This is a genomic window from bacterium (assembly GCA_035945995.1).
GTDB lineage: Bacteria > Sysuimicrobiota > Sysuimicrobiia > Sysuimicrobiales > Segetimicrobiaceae > DASSJF01.
In genome coordinates this window covers 1-15,152 of the sequence record DASYZR010000033.1, presented here as the reverse complement: position 1 = coordinate 15,152, position 15,152 = coordinate 1, and the positions used below count along the sequence as shown (strand labels likewise).

The window sequence follows — 15,152 nt, the reverse complement described above, 5'->3', positions numbered from 1 at the left end:
CGCGGTCAGAGCCGCACCCGCTGGACGGCGGCGCCGAGGCTGCGCAGCTTCTCTTCCAGGCTCTCGTAGCCGCGATCCAGGTGTTCGATGTTCGTGATCTCGGTGGTCCCCGTCGCGGTGAGCGCGGCGATGACGACCGCGGCGCCGGCCCGGATGTCGACCGCCTCGACGGCCGCGCCGGTCAGCTGCGGCACGCCGGTAATGATGGCCGTGTCCCCGTCGACGCGCAGCTCGGCCCCCATTCGGCGCAACTCCGCCGTGTATTGGAACCGGTTGTCGAAGACCGTCTCGCGGATCGCGCTCTGCCCCGGGACGGTCGCGAGCATCGCGGCGCACTGCGGATGATAGTCCGTCGCGAACCCGGGATACGGCGCGGTGTCGATCTCGATCGGGCGCAGCTCGCGCTCCACGCGCACCCGGGCGCCGAGGGGATCCGAGTCGACGATCACGCCGGCCTCCGCCAGCTTCGTCAGCAGCGCCGTGACGTGCTCCGAAATCAACCCCTCCACCACGATGTCCCCGTGGGTCGCCGCGGCGGCGATCAGGTACGTTCCCGCCTCGATGCGGTCGGGAATGATCGCGTGGGTCGCGCCGCGCAGATCCGGGGTGCCCTCGATCGTCACGGTGCTGGTGCCGGCCCCGCGCACCCGCGCGCCGAGCAGCGACAGGAACACCGCCGTGTCGACGACCTCGGGCTCGCGCGCCGCGTTCTGTAAGACCGTGGTGCCGCGCGTGCGGGACGCCGCAAGCATCAAGTTGATCGTGGTGCCAACGCTGCTCCGCGGCACGTAGAACGTCGCGGGGGCGAGCCGGCGGGCCTCGGCCTTGAGATACCCGTGTTCGGTGACCACCCGCGCACCGAGCGTCTCGAACCCGCGCATGTGAAAGTCCACCGGCCGGGTGCCAAAATCGTCGCCGCCCGGCAGCGGGACTTCCGCCCGTCCGAGCCGCGCCAGCAGCACGCCGGCCGCGTAGTACGATGCCCGCATCTGCCGGCACAGATCGTACGGCGCCACGTGGGTGGTGATCTCTCGCGCGTCCACCTCGAGCCGCCCGGAGCGCGTAAACTCCACCCGCATCCCGAGCGCGCGCAGAATACCGAGGAGGGTGAAAACATCACGGCAGCGGGGGACATTTTCGATCGTGGAGCGGTCCGCCGCCGTGGCCGCGGCCGCGATGACCGCGAGGGAGCTGTTCTTCGCGCCGGCAACGCGCAGGCGTCCGCGCAGCGGCCGGCCGCCCTCGATCAGCAGGCGCTCGATTCTGGTGTCTTGAGCGGCCTCAACGCTGGCCAGCGGTCTTCCCCCCCAGTTTGGTCTCCACGTAACTCAGGACCAGCTCTTCCAGCAAGCGGCCCCGATCGATCTGCCGGATCAGCGTGCGGGCATCCCGGTGGCTGGTAATATAGGTGGGATCGCCAGACACCAGGTACCCGACAATCTGGTCGGTCGGGTTGTACCCCCGCTCCCGCAGCGCGTCGAAGACGTAGCGCAGAACTTCCCCCACGTCCCGCATATGATGGGCGCCGACCTGGAAGACCCCCGTCTTTTCATGTTCCCCCATGCGTCACCCCTGAGACCGCCGCCGAGGCGGCCGGCCGGATGGCGAGATGGACCGCCGTAACGCCTGAGCCGAAATTCCGGTACTGGACGCCCTCGAAGCCCGCGTGCTGCAGCAGAGCGCGGAAGGCTTCCTGATCGGGCCACGCCCGGACCGACGTGGGGAGATACAGGTACGCGTCGGGATGGCGGGACGCCAGCCGTCCCACCCACGGCATGAGGGTAAACGAGTAGAAGTCGTACAGCCGGCGGATCGCGGGGTTGCGGGGCCGGCTGAACTCGAGGACCGCGAGGCGGCCTCCGGGAGTCAGCACCCGGTGCAACTCCCGCAAGGCGGTCTCGGGCCGGCCGACGTTCCGGATGCCGAAACCGACCGTCGCGGCGTCGAAGCGGCCGGCCGCGGCCGGGAGGGCCTGGGCGTCCCCAAGCACGAACCGGCAGATACCGTCGAGGCCGGCGGCCGCGGCGCGCCGGCGGGCGATCCGCAGCATCTCCAGGGTGAAGTCAACCCCCACCACCCGACCGCGCGGTCCCACCCGTCGCGCCAGCAACAGGGTGAGATCGCCCGTGCCGCAGCACACATCGATCGCCCGGCCTCCCGGCGGGGGGTCCGCGAGCGCCGCCGCGATGCGCTTCCACACCCGGTGGAGACCGGCGCTGATGAGCGTATTGGCGAGGTCGTAGCGGGGGGCGATCGCCCCGAACATCCGGCGCACGTAGCGTACCTTCTCCTCGGGGGACACGCCCCCGCGGCCAACGCTGGCGCCGGACAGGTCCGGCGAATCGATGGGCACGGAAAGACTGTTCGTGGGAGCGGGAACCATTCCTGGGCGCCGGCGCGACGGATCCAGGGGACGCGTCCTTAACCGAGCTTTGATCAGTCCATGCCGGCCGCCGCGCCCGCGATCAAAGGAATGCGGGCACCAAAAGGGAACTCTCCACCCACTCGGCCCTTCGTGATCCGCGGTCGCGGAGGCGTCTGGGACGTCGACAGATCTCGTGGGGGGTGGGATGCAATGAAGGTGCGCGGGCGGTGGGTGGCGCTCGGCCTGGCGCTCGTCGTCGGGATCGCTCTCATGCCCGGAGCGGTCGGGGCACAGTCCTCGGTCACACTCGTCTTCAACTATCCGGTCGGGGTCGCCGGTCCTCTCAATCAATTGATGACGGCGATGGTCAACGACTTCAATGACGGGCACCCGGCGATCAAGGTCGTGCCCGCATTCGCGGGCAACTACGTGCAGGCCACCGCCGCGGTCATCGCTTCGACCCTCGGCGGACGCGCGCCGGCGTTGTTTGTGCTGGACACGCCGGAGGTCTTCTCCCTCCTCGACCAGCACGCCATCATCCCGCTCGACAGTCTCGTCGCGGAGAACTCGGACAAGGCGTGGATGCATGACTTCTACGACAAGCTGCTGCTCAACAACGTGATCAACGGACACGTCTACAGCATTCCGTGGCAACGCAGCACGCCGATCATGTTCTATAACACAGACCTGTTTCGCCAGGCCGGGCTCGATCCCAACCGGCCGCCGACGACCTGGGCGCAGCTCGTCACAGACGCCCAGAAGCTGACGGTCCGCGACGCGAGCGGCCGCGTCACGCAGTGGGGGGTCGAAGCACCCGTCGTGGACACCTCGCCGTGGGTCTTCCAGGGCTTCCTCATCGAGGCCGGCGCCAATTATTTCGACACCACGGCGGGGAAGTGGGTGAAGTACAACTCGCCGCAGGCGGTTCGCGCGCTGCAATTCATCCTGGACCTGCAGAACAAGTACAAAGTCGCTCCGCCCGGCCCCTCGGGGAAGCCGTTCTGGGACCAGGTACCGCAGGACTTTATTCAGCGGCGGACGGCGATCATCTACACGACCACGGGCGGCATGACGTTCATCCGCAAGAATGCGAAGTTCGCATGGAACGCCGCGTTCATGCCCGCGGACATCCAGTACGGGGCGCCCACCGGCGGGGGCAGCTTCTACATCTCCGGGAAGGTGCCGCCGGATCAGGTGAAGGCCGCGTGGGCGTTCATCCAGTGGATGACCGAGCCGGCACAGGCGGCGCGCTGGAGCATCGGAACCGGGTACGTTCCGATCCGGAAATCCGAGCTCAGGGTGCCGATGTTCGCCGACTATCTCAAGCAGGTACCGCAGGCCCTCGTGGCGACCCGGCAGCTCGCGGTCGCCGGCGAGCAGATGACCATCCACGACCAGGACGAAGTGCAGCAGTTCCTGGTCACCGCCGTCCAGGCCGCCCAGTCGGGACGGCTCAGCGTCCAGGCGGCGCTGGACCAGGCGCAGAGCCAGGCGGATGCCGCCCTCCAGAAGTACCGGTGAGGTAACCTCTCGAGCGGCACGATAACGAACAGCACCCAGGACGCCGGGAAGGCGGGCCGCCCCGCGGCCGCCCTCCCGGCGTCCCTTCGGTAGTCTCTCCGGGCCCGATGTCGCTCGCTTCCCGCGTCCGGCACGCGCCGGCGACCGCACGACTCAGACGTGCGCGGTCCCGCCCGCGCCTCCGGCCGTACGCGTTCCTCCTGCCCTCGTTTGCGTTTCTCGCTACGTTCACCTACTATCCGGTCCTCTCATCCCTCGAGATGAGCCTGTTCCGCAGCACGGGTGCGCAGGGCCAGCGGTTCGTCGGCATCGCCAATTACGCGCAACTGGCGGCCGATCCCATCTTCCGCCAGGTTGTGCGAAACAGCGCGGAGTACTTGGTCGGCACGGTTCCGGTGACGGTGGCGCTCGCGCTCGCGCTGGCACTGCTCCTGAACCGCACCGGCGTCCTGACCACGGCGTTCCGGACCGCGTTTTTCTATCCCACGCTCCTCCCGCTCGTCGGCGCCGCGGCGATTTGGTTGTTCGTCTATACGCCGGGCTACGGCCTCGCCGACGTCTATCTCCGGGGGCTCATCGGCGGCGGCGTCAACTGGCTCGAGGACCCGTCCGCGGCGCTCCCGGCGGTGATGATCGTCACCATCTGGAAGAACGCGGGGTACTACATGCTCTTCTACCTCGCCGGGCTGCAGACCGTGCCGGGCGAATTGTACGAGGCCGCACGCCTGGAAGGCGCCTCGGCGTGGCAGCAGTTCCGGGCCATCACCTTCCCGCTGCTGGCGCCGACGACCCTGTTCGTGCTGGTGATCGCCAGCATCAACGCGTTCCAGGCCGTCGACCAGATCTGGCTCATGACGGGCGGCGGACCGGACAACACGACCAACCTGCTGCTCTTCTACGTCTATCAGACCGCGTTCATGTTCTTCGACTTTCACAAAGCCGCGACGCTCACTATTTTCCTCCTCGTCGTCCTCGCCGCGATCAGCTCGCTCAGCTTCAGATTTCTCGAGCGGCGCATCTACTACGAGGTATGAACGTGACCCCGCGGACGGCAGGGCGCATCACGGCCAGTCTGTGGGCCCTCGGCGTCGGCGCGATCGCGTTCATCTGGGTGTTTCCGCTTCTGTGGGTGATCGCGACCTCGGTGCGCGCCACGGGACAGTTCGGCGGCCAGGTCGCCTCGCTCTGGGTACCCCACCCCACCTTCGCCAACTTCCAAGAGGCGTGGTCCGACGCGCCGTTCCTCCGACTCTACTACAATACCGCCGTCGTGGTGTTCGGGATCCTGGGCGTGCAGCTCGTCACCACGACGCTGGCAGCCTACGCATTTGCGCGCCTGGAATTCTGGGGCCGGGACGTCCTGTTCCGGATTTTCCTCCTGCAACTCATGATCGCGGCGTCGGCGCTGATCCTGCCCAACTTTATCACGGTGCGCACGCTGGGTCTCATCAACACCCGCCTCGGGGTGATGATCCCATACTTCGCGTCGGCCTTCGGCACGTTCTTGCTGCGGCAGGCGTTCCGGGGCGTTCCGCAGGAACTCGAGGACGCTGCGGCGATGGACGGGTGCAGTGATCTGCAAAAGATCTGGCACGTCTTCGTGCCGCTCGCGCGTCCCACCCTGGTGGCGTTCTCGATCGTGAGCGTGGTGTACCACTACAACGAGTTCCTCTGGCCGCTCATCATCACGGAGACGAATCAGGCGCGGACGGTCACCGTCGGCCTGGCGTCCTTCACGCAGTCGGCCGAATCGGGCGCCCAGTGGAACCTGATCGCCGCCGGGACGGTGATCGTGATCCTGCCGCTGCTCGTGCTCTTCATTGTCTTCCAGCGGCGCTTCGTCGAGAGTTTCATGTACTCGGGCCTCAAGGGTTGAGTGCGAACCGTGACCCTCGTCGCGGGCGCCACCCTCCGTGGACGGCGGACCATCCCATGGAATGGGGCGAGGCCGCCGGCTACACCGCCTTGCTCTTCGGTTTGTCCGTGTTGCGCTACCGCCTGTGGTATGCATGGGGTCTCGACCTCGCCCTGTACGGGCAGGGTCTCTGGCTGCTCACCCACCGGGGCATCAGCGCCGTCTCTTCCTTTACGGGCCATCCGATTCTCGCCAACTCCGCGAACTACATCCTCTTGCCGCTCGCCCCACTCTACAACCTTGGGGGAGTATACGTGCTCTTGTTGGTCCAGGCGTGCGCGTACGGCCTCGGCTATGTGTTCATTCGCGGTATCGCGCGCGAACTCGGAGTCGGAGATGGCTGGGCCCACCTGACCGGCATCGTCTACTTCGCGTATCCTACGATTCTGGCCGCAAACATCTCCGATTTCCACCCCGATGCGCTCGGCGTCCCCATACTGTTTGGGCTCGCGTTGGCGGCGTGCAAGGGGCATCGGGTGGCGTACGGGACGCTGCTGGCGGCGGCGTTGCTGGTCAAAGATACCGTGCCGATCGTGCTGTTAGGCTTGAGCGTCGCGCTTCTCTTGCAGGGCAGAGCGGCGTGGAGCGCGCTCACGGGCGTCATCGGCTTGACCAGCGGCTATCTGGACGTCGAAGTGATCATTCCCGCAGTCCAGCACGCGCCGTTGGTACACTGGCAGCCCTACTACGGCTCCCTGGGCGCCACGCCGTTGCAGGGTGTCGCTACCCTGGCGCATCATCCGGCGTTGCTGTTCGCTTGGGCCGCCCGCGTGGGGGCGTGGGCGTCTCTGGGTTTCCTTCTCGGGCCATTTGCGACGCTCGCGGTTCTTCCCCGAGCACGAATCATCAATTCATGGTGGCTTCCAGGGCTGGCTCTGTGCGAGGCAAACCTCTTGTCACCAGAGCCATTGCTCTCGAACCCGTTCAACGAAATGTACGTTCTCGCCGTTCCATTTTTCTTTGTCGCAACCCTCGCGGGTCTCAGGCGAGTGCGCCCGTCGCTGAGCCATGTGCCTGCCGTGCGGGGAGCCGTCCTCGCTCCCGTAGCCGTGTTTCTAACCCTCTATGTGTGGGTGGGGGCATACGGGTATCTGCGAAGCGGTCATCCGCCGAGCCCGAGCGCGGCGGCGGCCGCGATCGCAGCGGTCCCACGGAGCGCTCCCGTGTTGGCGCAAGATATCGTCATCGCGCATGTGCCGCCCCGGCCACAAATGTGGGCGACGCCGGTCCTCCTGGACGGCGTCGACCTGCCCGAGGGGACCTACGTGATCCTCGACCCGTCCCTGACGATGGCAGAACTTATCCCGCAGTCGCTCCTCGAGCAGCTTCTGTCGCAGCTGGCGAACGATGGGCAGGCCCAGATGACCTTTTCGCAAGACCACGTGATCGTGTACCGGTTGCTGCGTCCACTCAGATTCTCACCGGCGCATGCGCCCAAGTAGCCGACGCTGAAGGCTTCGTGGCGGCACCAGGGTGGTGGCACCTACACTTCTCGAAGGAGGTCCGGGGGCTCGTTCTCTTTCGTTTCACGCGAAAGCCGAGCAGGATGAGTGTGTGATCTCAGTACTAGTGCCGACGTTGAACGAGCGACGGGGTCCGCCCGAGCTCGTCAGGCGCGTGGCGGAAGCCCTCGATCCTCTCGGGCCCTGGGAGATCCTGTTCATCGATGACTCGGACCCGACGGACGAGGCGTCGCGCGGGCTTCGGGACCTCGCCGACGGCCTGCGGGTGCGCTACCTCGCCGGCCCGGGCACCGGGCTCGCCGCCGCCGTTGTCGAAGGGCTTCGCCGGTCCCGCGGTGACCTCTGCGTCGTGATGGACGCGGACCTGCAGCACCCCCCGGAATTGCTCCCGGCCCTCGTGGCCGCGCTCGATCGGGGACACGACGTCGCCGTAGCCAGTCGCTTTGCAAACGGTGGTTCGGAGAGGCTCTCGGCACTCCGGCAGGTGAACGCGCAGGGCGCGCGGATGCTGGCGCGGGTGGTGCTCGTCGAGGCGCGGCGGACGGCGGACCCGATGTCCGGCTTCTTCGCCGTCCGGAAGCCGGCAGTGCCCGTCGCAGCACTCGCGCCGCGGGGCTGGAAGATCCTGCTGGAGATCCTGGTGCGTGGCAATCTCGCGCGGGTGGCCGATGTCCCGTACGCATTCGGCCTCCGCGCGGGTGATGAGAGCAAACTCACCTGGCGGACGCAGGTCGCGTTCCTGCGGCATCTGCTCGCGCTGTTTCTGGCCAGCGCCCCCAGCCAGCGTCTCGCGCGCTTCGCGCTCTCCGGACTCGGCGGCGTCGCGCTCAACATGTTGACGTACACGGTCCTCGTCGGGCGGGACGGGTGGCCGCCGCTTGCGGCCGGCCTCGTCGCGCGGCACGTGCCGATGCCGCTGACCTTCCTTCCGGCGCAGTGGTGGACGTGGTCCGACCGCGCCGCCGGCGCGCCGTGGCCCCGGCTGGGCCGGTTCCTCGCCGTCTCCGAGGCCGGCACGGTGATCAACATGGCCGTTATCGTGGTGTTCCAATATCTGGGCCGGCGGATTGCGCCCTGGGATAACCTGATCGGGATTCTGGCGGCGTTCGCCTTCGCCTATCTCCTCAACGACCGGTGGACGTTCGTGCCGATGGAAAAGGCGGTGCGTGTGGAAGGCGCGGGAGACTAGCCGATAGGCTCCCAAGCATACGGACCGGGCGTGCTATAATCTGCTCGCGGGCCCGTAGCTCAACGGCAGAGCATCCGGCTCATAACCGGCGGATCTAGGTTCGATCCCTGGCGGGCCCACCAACGAGCCGTCGCACCCCTCCGGCCAGATTCCAGACAACGTAACGGGTATTATGGACGAGCAACGCTGCAACCCGAGCAGCAGGCTCGCGGGTCAGGTGGGGCAGAGCCCCACGCACCCGCCGGATTGACGGTGACGCCGGGCAAATAATTCTAGTAGAATTATCGTACTGGTGGCGGACTCTCGCTCATGCAAGATCCCGCGAACGATCTCATTGGACCGCTGAAGCTGCGGGTCGGCCAAGCCGCGCGGCTGACGAAGACCGTTACCGACGACGACCTGCGCCTCTTTGCGGAGATCACCGGGGATTACAATCCGCTGCATTTTTCCGACGATTTCGCCGCGCGGACACGGTTCGGCCGCCGGGTCGCGCAGGGCGGGATCGCGGCCGGCCTCTTGAATGCCTTGGTCGCGATGAACCTCCCCGGCCCGGGTACCGTGTTCATGAGTCAATCCCTGAATTATCGCCGTCCCGTATACGTCGGCGATACGCTGACCGCCGCGGTGGAGGTTCGGGCTCTCAAGGCGGACAAACCCGTCTGCCACCTGGCCTTCGTGGTGACCAACCAGGACGGCCAGACCGTGTTGGACGCCGAGGCGTGGACCTACACTCTGCGGCCCGACTTGGAGCAGCCGTAATCAGCGCCCGGACTGCGCTTCGGCGAGGGCTTGGGCGAGCGTCTGCACGACGGTGACGTTGACCGCGTTCCCAAGCGCATCGAGCACGGCCTTGAGCGGGTGGTGCCACGGCACCACGACGACGAGCCGCCGCCGGCTGATCTCCAGCCGCCGATTGAACCGCAGCAGCATGTGCATCCCCTGGCTGTCGAAGTAGGCGCTGCCCCCCAGCGACACCACTACGGTCCGCTGTTCCGTCCGGGACGCCTGCTCCAACGCCGTCTGCAGCATGTGCGCGTTGCTCAAATCGACGTCGCCGGCCACTTCGACCACGGGAATGCCGTTCACCCGGCCCACCTGGAACGGCCCCGTCTGGGCGACCGGTACGTCCGCCGGCATCCCGTCGGGTGCCGGCGCCTCCCCCGCCCCGCTCGCGACGGGACCGGTCCGCACCGCGCCGCGGACCCCGTCCGGCACCGGCTCCGCCGACGCACGCGCCTCGTCCGGGCGCTCGGCGAGCGACATCCCGAGCCGCACCAGCGTCCCCGACGGTGAGCGGTCGATATCGACCGTGTCCATCATGGCCCGCATCGTCGGAATTCCGTATCCCCGTCCTTCGTCCGGCCGCGGAGCCCGCCACTGCCCCTCGTCCTCCACCTCCACCCGCAGCCACGCTCCCTCTTGCCACGCCCGCACGCGCACCGTCCCGACGCTCGCCCCGTACGCGTGCGCCACCACGTTGGTCATCGCTTCGCTCAGCGCCACCCCGGCCCGCCGCCCCTGACCGTCCGTCAAGCCCAGCCGCGCCGCAAACTGCCGCAGCGCCTCCCGCGCCAGCCGCACGCTCCGCGGCTCCGCCCGAAACGCCAACTCCAGCCGGTCTGCCGGCACCGCCTGCACCGCCACCGTGATCACCGCGATGTCATCCGTCGCCGGCCGCCCCTGCAACATCCCCTCCAAAATCCGATGCGCGTGGTCTGTCCCCCCCTCCCGCGCCGCCGCGCGCACGGCGCGGTGCAGCGCGGCTTCCTCCCCGGGGATGTCCCGCGCCGTCTCCACCAGCCCGTCCGTGTAGAGCACCAGCAACGCGCCCAGCGGCAGCGAGAGGCGCCGCGTCGTCCGCGGTATGTAGCCGTCGATCCCGAGCGGCCCTTCGCCGGGCGGCATCGCCTCGATCGCCCCCTCGTTCGTGCACAGCAACCCGAACGGATGCCCCGCCGCCGCGTACGTGAACGCCAGCTCCACCGGATCGAACACCCCGAAAATCGCCGTCGCCATCGCTTCCGTGTCCGCCCCCATTGCCAGCAGCTCGTGCGCGCGGTCCAGCACTGCCGCCGGCTCGGCCTCCGCCATCGCCGCCGTCCACATTGCCTGCCGCAACTGCCCCATCACGACTGCCGCCGTCAGGCCGCGGCCCACCACGTCTCCGATCGACAGCGCCACCCGCCCCTCGTGCAACTGGAACACGTCGTACCAGTCCCCGCCGACCCACGCTTCCTGCGTACCGGGCAGATACGCTGCGTCGACCTGCGCCCCCGGCACCTGTGGAATGCCCCCGGGCAGGAACGCACGCTGCAGCGTGGCCGCCGCCTGCCGCTCCCGGTCGTACAGCTGCGCCCGCTCCAGCGCCTGGGCGCAGACGCCGGCGAGCGCCAGCATGAACTCGCGTTCCTCCGGCGTGTGGGAATGGAGCGTGGTGAACGCAAAGAACGCGACGCCGATGGCGCGTTCCCCGATCATCAAGGGGATCGCGGCCTGGGCCACGATCTGAAACGCCTGCCAGACGCGCTGCAACCGCTGGTCCTGCGTCTCACCGTCGTCGAGGAAGATCGGCGCGCCGCTCCGGACGGCATCCGCGATGAGCGCCGGCGTCGACAGAGGCACGCGGCTCCATTTCTCCACCAGCGCGTTGTCGAACCCGACGTCGCAGACCGCCCTGAGAGCCGCGCGGTCCGGGGTGACGAGCGCCAGGCCGCCGGCCCGCGCGCCGAGAATTTGCATCCCATGCTCGACCGCGACGCGCGCCACATCCTCCGTCCCGACCGCCCGGGCAAGCGCCGCGGTCACCGCCTGGAGCCGGGCCGCGCGGCCGAGCGCCTGGTCCGCCTGCCGGCGGGCCACGCGCTCGGCGCGGTAGAGCCGCTGCCGCTCCGCGACGACGGCCGAGACCGGCAGCGCCACCAGCATCATGATCCCCAGGAAGACCCGGAGCAAGAGGAGCGACTCGTTCGGCCCGGCCCCCACGAGCGGGCCCCGGCCGTTGGCGGTCCCCCAGATCGCGATCGCGGACAGCAGGACGACGACGGTCACCGCTTCTCGCGGATCGAACCGGAACGCCGCCCAGACGACGAAGGGCACGACCGCGTACGCGAAATTGAACCGGCCGTCGAACACGCCCCACGCGACCGCCACGAATACGGCCAGAAACAGCACGCGCTCGCCGAGCGCCCAGGCGTTCCAGCGGGGCAACGGCAGCCGGCTCCACAGCACAATGAGCGGCGTGACGACGAGGACGCCGGTTGCGTCGCCGAGCCACCACGTCAGCCAGACGGGCCCATGGCCGGTCCAGGCGGCTAGGCCGCTCGCAGCGAGGCTCGCGACGCCGACGGTTGGGCTGACGGTCGTGCTGAGTACTGCCGCGACAAACGCAAACATGAAGACGTCCGCCGGCCGGTCGAAGGCGTCGGCGCCGTTAGCGAAGCGGCGCACGAGGTAGGCGCCGGCGATCCCCTCCAGAGTGTTGCCCGTCGCGACGCCGAGGGACGTCCACACCGTTCCGATCACGGTCAGATTGACGAGGAAGGCGCCGAGGAAAATGCCAGGCCAGGCATAGTACCCTGCGAGGAGGAAGACGGCGAGCGCGATCCCGCTGGATGGCCACAGCGCCGCGGCATTCGGATAGATGACGGCGAGGCGCAGACCCACTTCCGCCGCCAGCAGGTACGCTACGGCCGCGAGCACGGTGATAGTAATTTGGCGCCGCCACTTGAGCGGCCACACAGGCTGTCCCACGCGCGCTGGGCCCCCTATCTGGGCACCGAGGTCGCCCAGCCCCCCCGAATCCCATCCGAACCTACGCCAGCGGTTAAATACCGGCTCTTAGGGGAAGTTCCTCCCGCGCGCGGATCGTCACACGTTGGCCGAGCGTTCGTCACCCGGCACGGCGCACTCTGCGTCGCCGAGATGGCACGCCCGGGGATCGGGAATGATCTTGCGATTCTCCGCGAGGTAGCGGTAGGCTCGGTTGCCCCAACCCGACCACGCGATCGCGGCGAGCAGCGGCCGCGAAGGCCAGAGGAGCGGGAGATGCCCGGCGAGCGCCCGGACGGCGTCGAACCCGCCGGCGACGGTGCCGGTCCGGAGGTCGGCCAGTTTCATCTCCGTCTCCAGATCCGGGAGCGTGAGGCCGGCCGGAAGGGCGGTTGCCGGATCGCGAAACGAGACGATCTCCAGCCGTCCGCGCCAGTCGAGCCTGGCCAGCGCCCGCGCCGTCGCGCGGCACGTCGGGCAGAAGCCGTCGATGTAGAGCCGCGCCACGGGAGCGCGCGCGACTCCGCGGACCCGCGCCCCGATCCACCGCCGCAAGGTGGCGTACTCCCCGTCGGTGATGAGGAACAGGTCCATGCCGATCATGAGCCCCCCGAATGCCCAAAGCCCCATGAGGACCGCGGTGAGGAAATGGAAGAGCATCCCCCAGACCAGCCAGGAAACCCTGAACGGTGAGAGGATCGCCACAGGGAACAAGATCGGATAGATGACCGAGATGAACGTGCCGGTGGCGACGATCCACGGGAACTGGACGAGATGGTGCAGCAGCGGCGAGGAGAAGAGCTCCGATTGGCTGCCGTAATACAGCGCGGTGCCATGCTGCCATTGCTCTCCGAAGGCCTTGGCGAACCCGGCGATGAAATATAGGATGGCCACCTGCGCCGCGATCGCGAGCACCCCAACGTTGTGGAACCACACGCGGAGCGCCCCCGACCGGACCCGCACCCCCGGCGGCAGCGTCAAGAGCATGTACGCGAGCGCGAACCGGGCCAGGTCGTCGTCCCCCTGGGCGAAGGGGAGCCGCCAATACAGCAGGGAAAACCCGGCCAGCGCGAGACCTACGGAGAGGTAGAACTCCCGCCCGGCGACGAGGCCCAGGGCGCCGAGGCCGATCGCTACCAGCACGACGTGCGCGCCCGCGCTAGTTTGAAAAATCCGATCGAGGACCCCGCCGGCGCCCGGGCCGAACAGCGCGGCGAACGATTGTCCGGCCGCGACGCCGTGGGGTCCCCACAGCGCATCCGCAAGCGGCCAGTAGACCGTCACCTTGAAGAGCAGCGTGGCCGCGAGCAAGATCTGCATGATCCGCAGCCCCACCCGCTCGCGGGGTTCGTCGGCGAGCCATCCCCACCCGGCGCGGACGAGGCTCACGGTCGGACCTCCGACGCGGGCGCCGGCGACGGGGGTCTCGAGGGATCTCTGGCGTACACGCCGATCACGGTGTCACGGACCGAACGCCGCCCCGATCCCCGGTCGGGCCACGGTGTCGCAAACTCCTGCCGGATCTTGAGGGCCATCGCGTTGTATGTCGGCCCGGGGAAGCGGGCGTTCACAAATTCGGAGGCCAGACGCCAGAGATAGAGCGTGGCCCGCTCGCGTGCGCCCGCGTAGGACGCCTTGGCGTCCCGGCAGGCCTGCTCGCCTTCCTCCCGGCACGCGTACAGCGACGGGAACGTGGCGGGATCTCCCCCCAGGTAATCCGTCATCATCACGACGTGAAAGTGGCCCAAAGCCTCGTCGTACGAAAACGGCATACGCTGCCGGTGCTCCCACAGCGCACGAGTGAGATCGTACCACCCGGTCGCCGGCACGCCGAGCCGCGCCACGTCGGCGGACTCGGCCGGGGTCAGCGGGCGAACCATCAGCGACACGTTCGCCGACAGCGGATTGGGCGCGAACAACCCCCAGTCTTGCGAGAAATACTTGTCGGTGTAACGATCCAGCACCGGAGCCAGCGCCTGGCTGAGCGGATTCCGGTCGAGCACATACACGCCCGTCAACGCGAAATGGACAATCAGCCAGGCGAGGGCGATGACGCGGAGCACATTCGCCGCCCACGTGCCGATCCGAGACGTCATCCGGGGGCCAGAACCATGCCGAAGCACCTCGCCACGTGCTGTGAGGCTATCATCGCCCATCGTGTGCGTCAAGGTGAAGCCGTAGCGGAGGACGAGGGTGTGCGGCTACGACGAAAAGGCGACGCCGCGGCCGCCCGCCTGCTTGGCGCGGTACATCGCCTGGTCCACGGCCGCCAGCAGCGCATCCTCGGCTTCGCCGTCGTCCGGCATGCTGGCCACTCCGATGCTCACGCTCACCTGAATGTCATCCACGAAGGATATCTGCTCGAGACGCTGCCGCAATTTCTCGGCGACGCGGATGGCATTGGGCTTGGTGGTCCGCGGCAGCAGCAGCATGAACTCGTCTCCGCCGATCCGGGCCGGCAGGTCCCCGGTCGAGAGCGGAGTGCCGAACCGCCGGCCGAGGCTGATCTCTCTTCGCAGTTCGAATTCGACCGCCCGCCGGTTGGACAGCTGGGTCAATGCGTCCGTCATGGGCCAGCTCGTGGTTCTGGCGCTTGCGAACCAAGCGCTCCACATCTGCGGACCCGATCGCATGATTGCACCCGCATGTGACAAGGGCACGGGCCCGCGGCCCGTGCCCTCATCGACGCTGCTAGCGCGCGCGACCCGAAGTCTCTAGTGTTTCTCGAAACCGCCGCCGTTGTTGTTCTGGTCCGGCTTACCAGACTCACCGTGTTCGCCGCAACCCTTTTCGCATGTGCCGCCACCGGTCGTCGTGCCGCCACCGGTGGTCGTCGTGCCGCCACCGGTCGTCGTGCCGCCACCGGTCGTCGTCGTGCCGCCACCGGTCGTCGTCGTGCCGCCACCGGTCGTCGTCGTGCCGCCACCGGTC

At 68.2% G+C, this 15,152-nt stretch carries 14 protein-coding genes and 1 tRNA gene; 7 read left to right on the top strand and 8 right to left on the bottom strand.

Annotated elements, in window-relative coordinates:
• Positions 1-5: 5 nt before the first annotated feature.
• The 3 genes from murA to ubiE are packed head-to-tail and all read right to left on the bottom strand — an operon-like array spanning position 6 to position 2,353.
• Entirely contained in the window at positions 6-1,247 is a 1,242-nt protein-coding gene (gene murA / locus VGZ23_02900) for a UDP-N-acetylglucosamine 1-carboxyvinyltransferase (GenBank protein HEV2356544.1), read from the bottom strand.
• 34 nt (positions 1,248-1,281) lie between these two features.
• Complete coding sequence (locus VGZ23_02895) at positions 1,282-1,563, bottom strand: IreB family regulatory phosphoprotein (protein HEV2356543.1); 282 nt, start codon at positions 1,561-1,563, stop codon at positions 1,282-1,284.
• A complete protein-coding gene (gene ubiE, locus VGZ23_02890; protein HEV2356542.1) occupies positions 1,550-2,353 on the bottom strand; it encodes a bifunctional demethylmenaquinone methyltransferase/2-methoxy-6-polyprenyl-1,4-benzoquinol methylase UbiE in 804 nt (267 codons plus the stop codon). Before ubiE ends, VGZ23_02895 begins: the two co-directional genes overlap by 14 nt.
• A gap of 222 nt (positions 2,354-2,575) precedes the next feature.
• Here ubiE and VGZ23_02885 point away from each other — a divergent pair, with 222 nt between their 5' ends.
• The 7 genes from VGZ23_02885 to VGZ23_02855 all read left to right on the top strand — a co-directional run bounded on the left by VGZ23_02885 (position 2,576) and on the right by VGZ23_02855 (position 9,212).
• A complete protein-coding gene (locus tag VGZ23_02885; GenBank protein HEV2356541.1) occupies positions 2,576-3,886 on the top strand; it encodes an ABC transporter substrate-binding protein in 1,311 nt (436 codons plus the stop codon).
• Positions 3,887-3,993: 107 nt separating this feature from the next.
• Entirely contained in the window at positions 3,994-4,920 is a 927-nt protein-coding gene (locus VGZ23_02880; protein ID HEV2356540.1) for a sugar ABC transporter permease, read from the top strand.
• A 2-nt stretch (positions 4,921-4,922) separates the two neighbouring features.
• Entirely contained in the window at positions 4,923-5,762 is an 840-nt protein-coding gene (locus tag VGZ23_02875) for a carbohydrate ABC transporter permease (GenBank protein HEV2356539.1), read from the top strand.
• Positions 5,763-5,818: 56 nt separating this feature from the next.
• The gene (locus VGZ23_02870; GenBank protein ID HEV2356538.1) at positions 5,819-7,243 is read left to right on the top strand and encodes a DUF2079 domain-containing protein; all 1,425 of its coding nucleotides are present in this window, start codon (positions 5,819-5,821) and stop codon (positions 7,241-7,243) included.
• A 112-nt stretch (positions 7,244-7,355) separates the two neighbouring features.
• A complete protein-coding gene (locus VGZ23_02865) occupies positions 7,356-8,453 on the top strand; it encodes a glycosyltransferase (GenBank protein HEV2356537.1) in 1,098 nt (365 codons plus the stop codon).
• A 48-nt stretch (positions 8,454-8,501) separates the two neighbouring features.
• Positions 8,502-8,575 (top strand) — tRNA-Ile (locus VGZ23_02860).
• 187 nt (positions 8,576-8,762) lie between these two features.
• Entirely contained in the window at positions 8,763-9,212 is a 450-nt protein-coding gene (locus tag VGZ23_02855; protein HEV2356536.1) for a MaoC family dehydratase, read from the top strand.
• Here the strand turns inward: VGZ23_02855 and VGZ23_02850 are convergent, their stop codons facing one another.
• The 5 genes from VGZ23_02850 to VGZ23_02830 all read right to left on the bottom strand — a co-directional run.
• Positions 9,213-12,203 (bottom strand): MASE1 domain-containing protein, encoded by a 2,991-nt coding sequence (locus VGZ23_02850; protein ID HEV2356535.1) that lies wholly within the window; start codon positions 12,201-12,203, stop codon positions 9,213-9,215.
• A 117-nt stretch (positions 12,204-12,320) separates the two neighbouring features.
• Positions 12,321-13,610 carry a DCC1-like thiol-disulfide oxidoreductase family protein gene (locus VGZ23_02845; protein HEV2356534.1) on the bottom strand — a complete coding sequence of 430 codons (1,290 nt, stop codon included), beginning with the start codon at positions 13,608-13,610 and terminating at the stop codon, positions 12,321-12,323.
• Entirely contained in the window at positions 13,607-14,317 is a 711-nt protein-coding gene (locus VGZ23_02840) for a DUF5819 family protein (protein ID HEV2356533.1), read from the bottom strand. Before VGZ23_02840 ends, VGZ23_02845 begins: the two co-directional genes overlap by 4 nt.
• 105 nt (positions 14,318-14,422) lie before the next feature.
• Positions 14,423-14,791 carry a GGDEF domain-containing protein gene (locus VGZ23_02835; GenBank protein HEV2356532.1) on the bottom strand — a complete coding sequence of 123 codons (369 nt, stop codon included), beginning with the start codon at positions 14,789-14,791 and terminating at the stop codon, positions 14,423-14,425.
• 144 nt (positions 14,792-14,935) lie between these two features.
• Positions 14,936-15,152 (bottom strand): hypothetical protein (locus VGZ23_02830; protein ID HEV2356531.1); only part of this gene is annotated, 217 nt, incomplete at its 5' end.

Excerpts from the sequence above, each read along its gene's own strand:
- VGZ23_02895 (HEV2356543.1), bottom strand. The coding sequence starts at position 1,563 with ATGGGGGAACATGAAAAGACGGGGGTCTTCCAGGTCGGCGCCCATCAT.
- VGZ23_02885 (HEV2356541.1), top strand. The coding sequence starts at position 2,576 with ATGAAGGTGCGCGGGCGGTGGGTGGCGCTCGGCCTGGCGCTCGTCGTC.
- VGZ23_02880 (HEV2356540.1), top strand. The coding sequence starts at position 3,994 with ATGTCGCTCGCTTCCCGCGTCCGGCACGCGCCGGCGACCGCACGACTC.
- VGZ23_02870 (HEV2356538.1), top strand. The coding sequence starts at position 5,819 with ATGGAATGGGGCGAGGCCGCCGGCTACACCGCCTTGCTCTTCGGTTTG.
- VGZ23_02855 (HEV2356536.1), top strand. The coding sequence starts at position 8,763 with ATGCAAGATCCCGCGAACGATCTCATTGGACCGCTGAAGCTGCGGGTC.
- VGZ23_02840 (HEV2356533.1), bottom strand. The coding sequence starts at position 14,317 with ATGACGTCTCGGATCGGCACGTGGGCGGCGAATGTGCTCCGCGTCATC.
- VGZ23_02835 (HEV2356532.1), bottom strand. The coding sequence starts at position 14,791 with ATGACGGACGCATTGACCCAGCTGTCCAACCGGCGGGCGGTCGAATTC.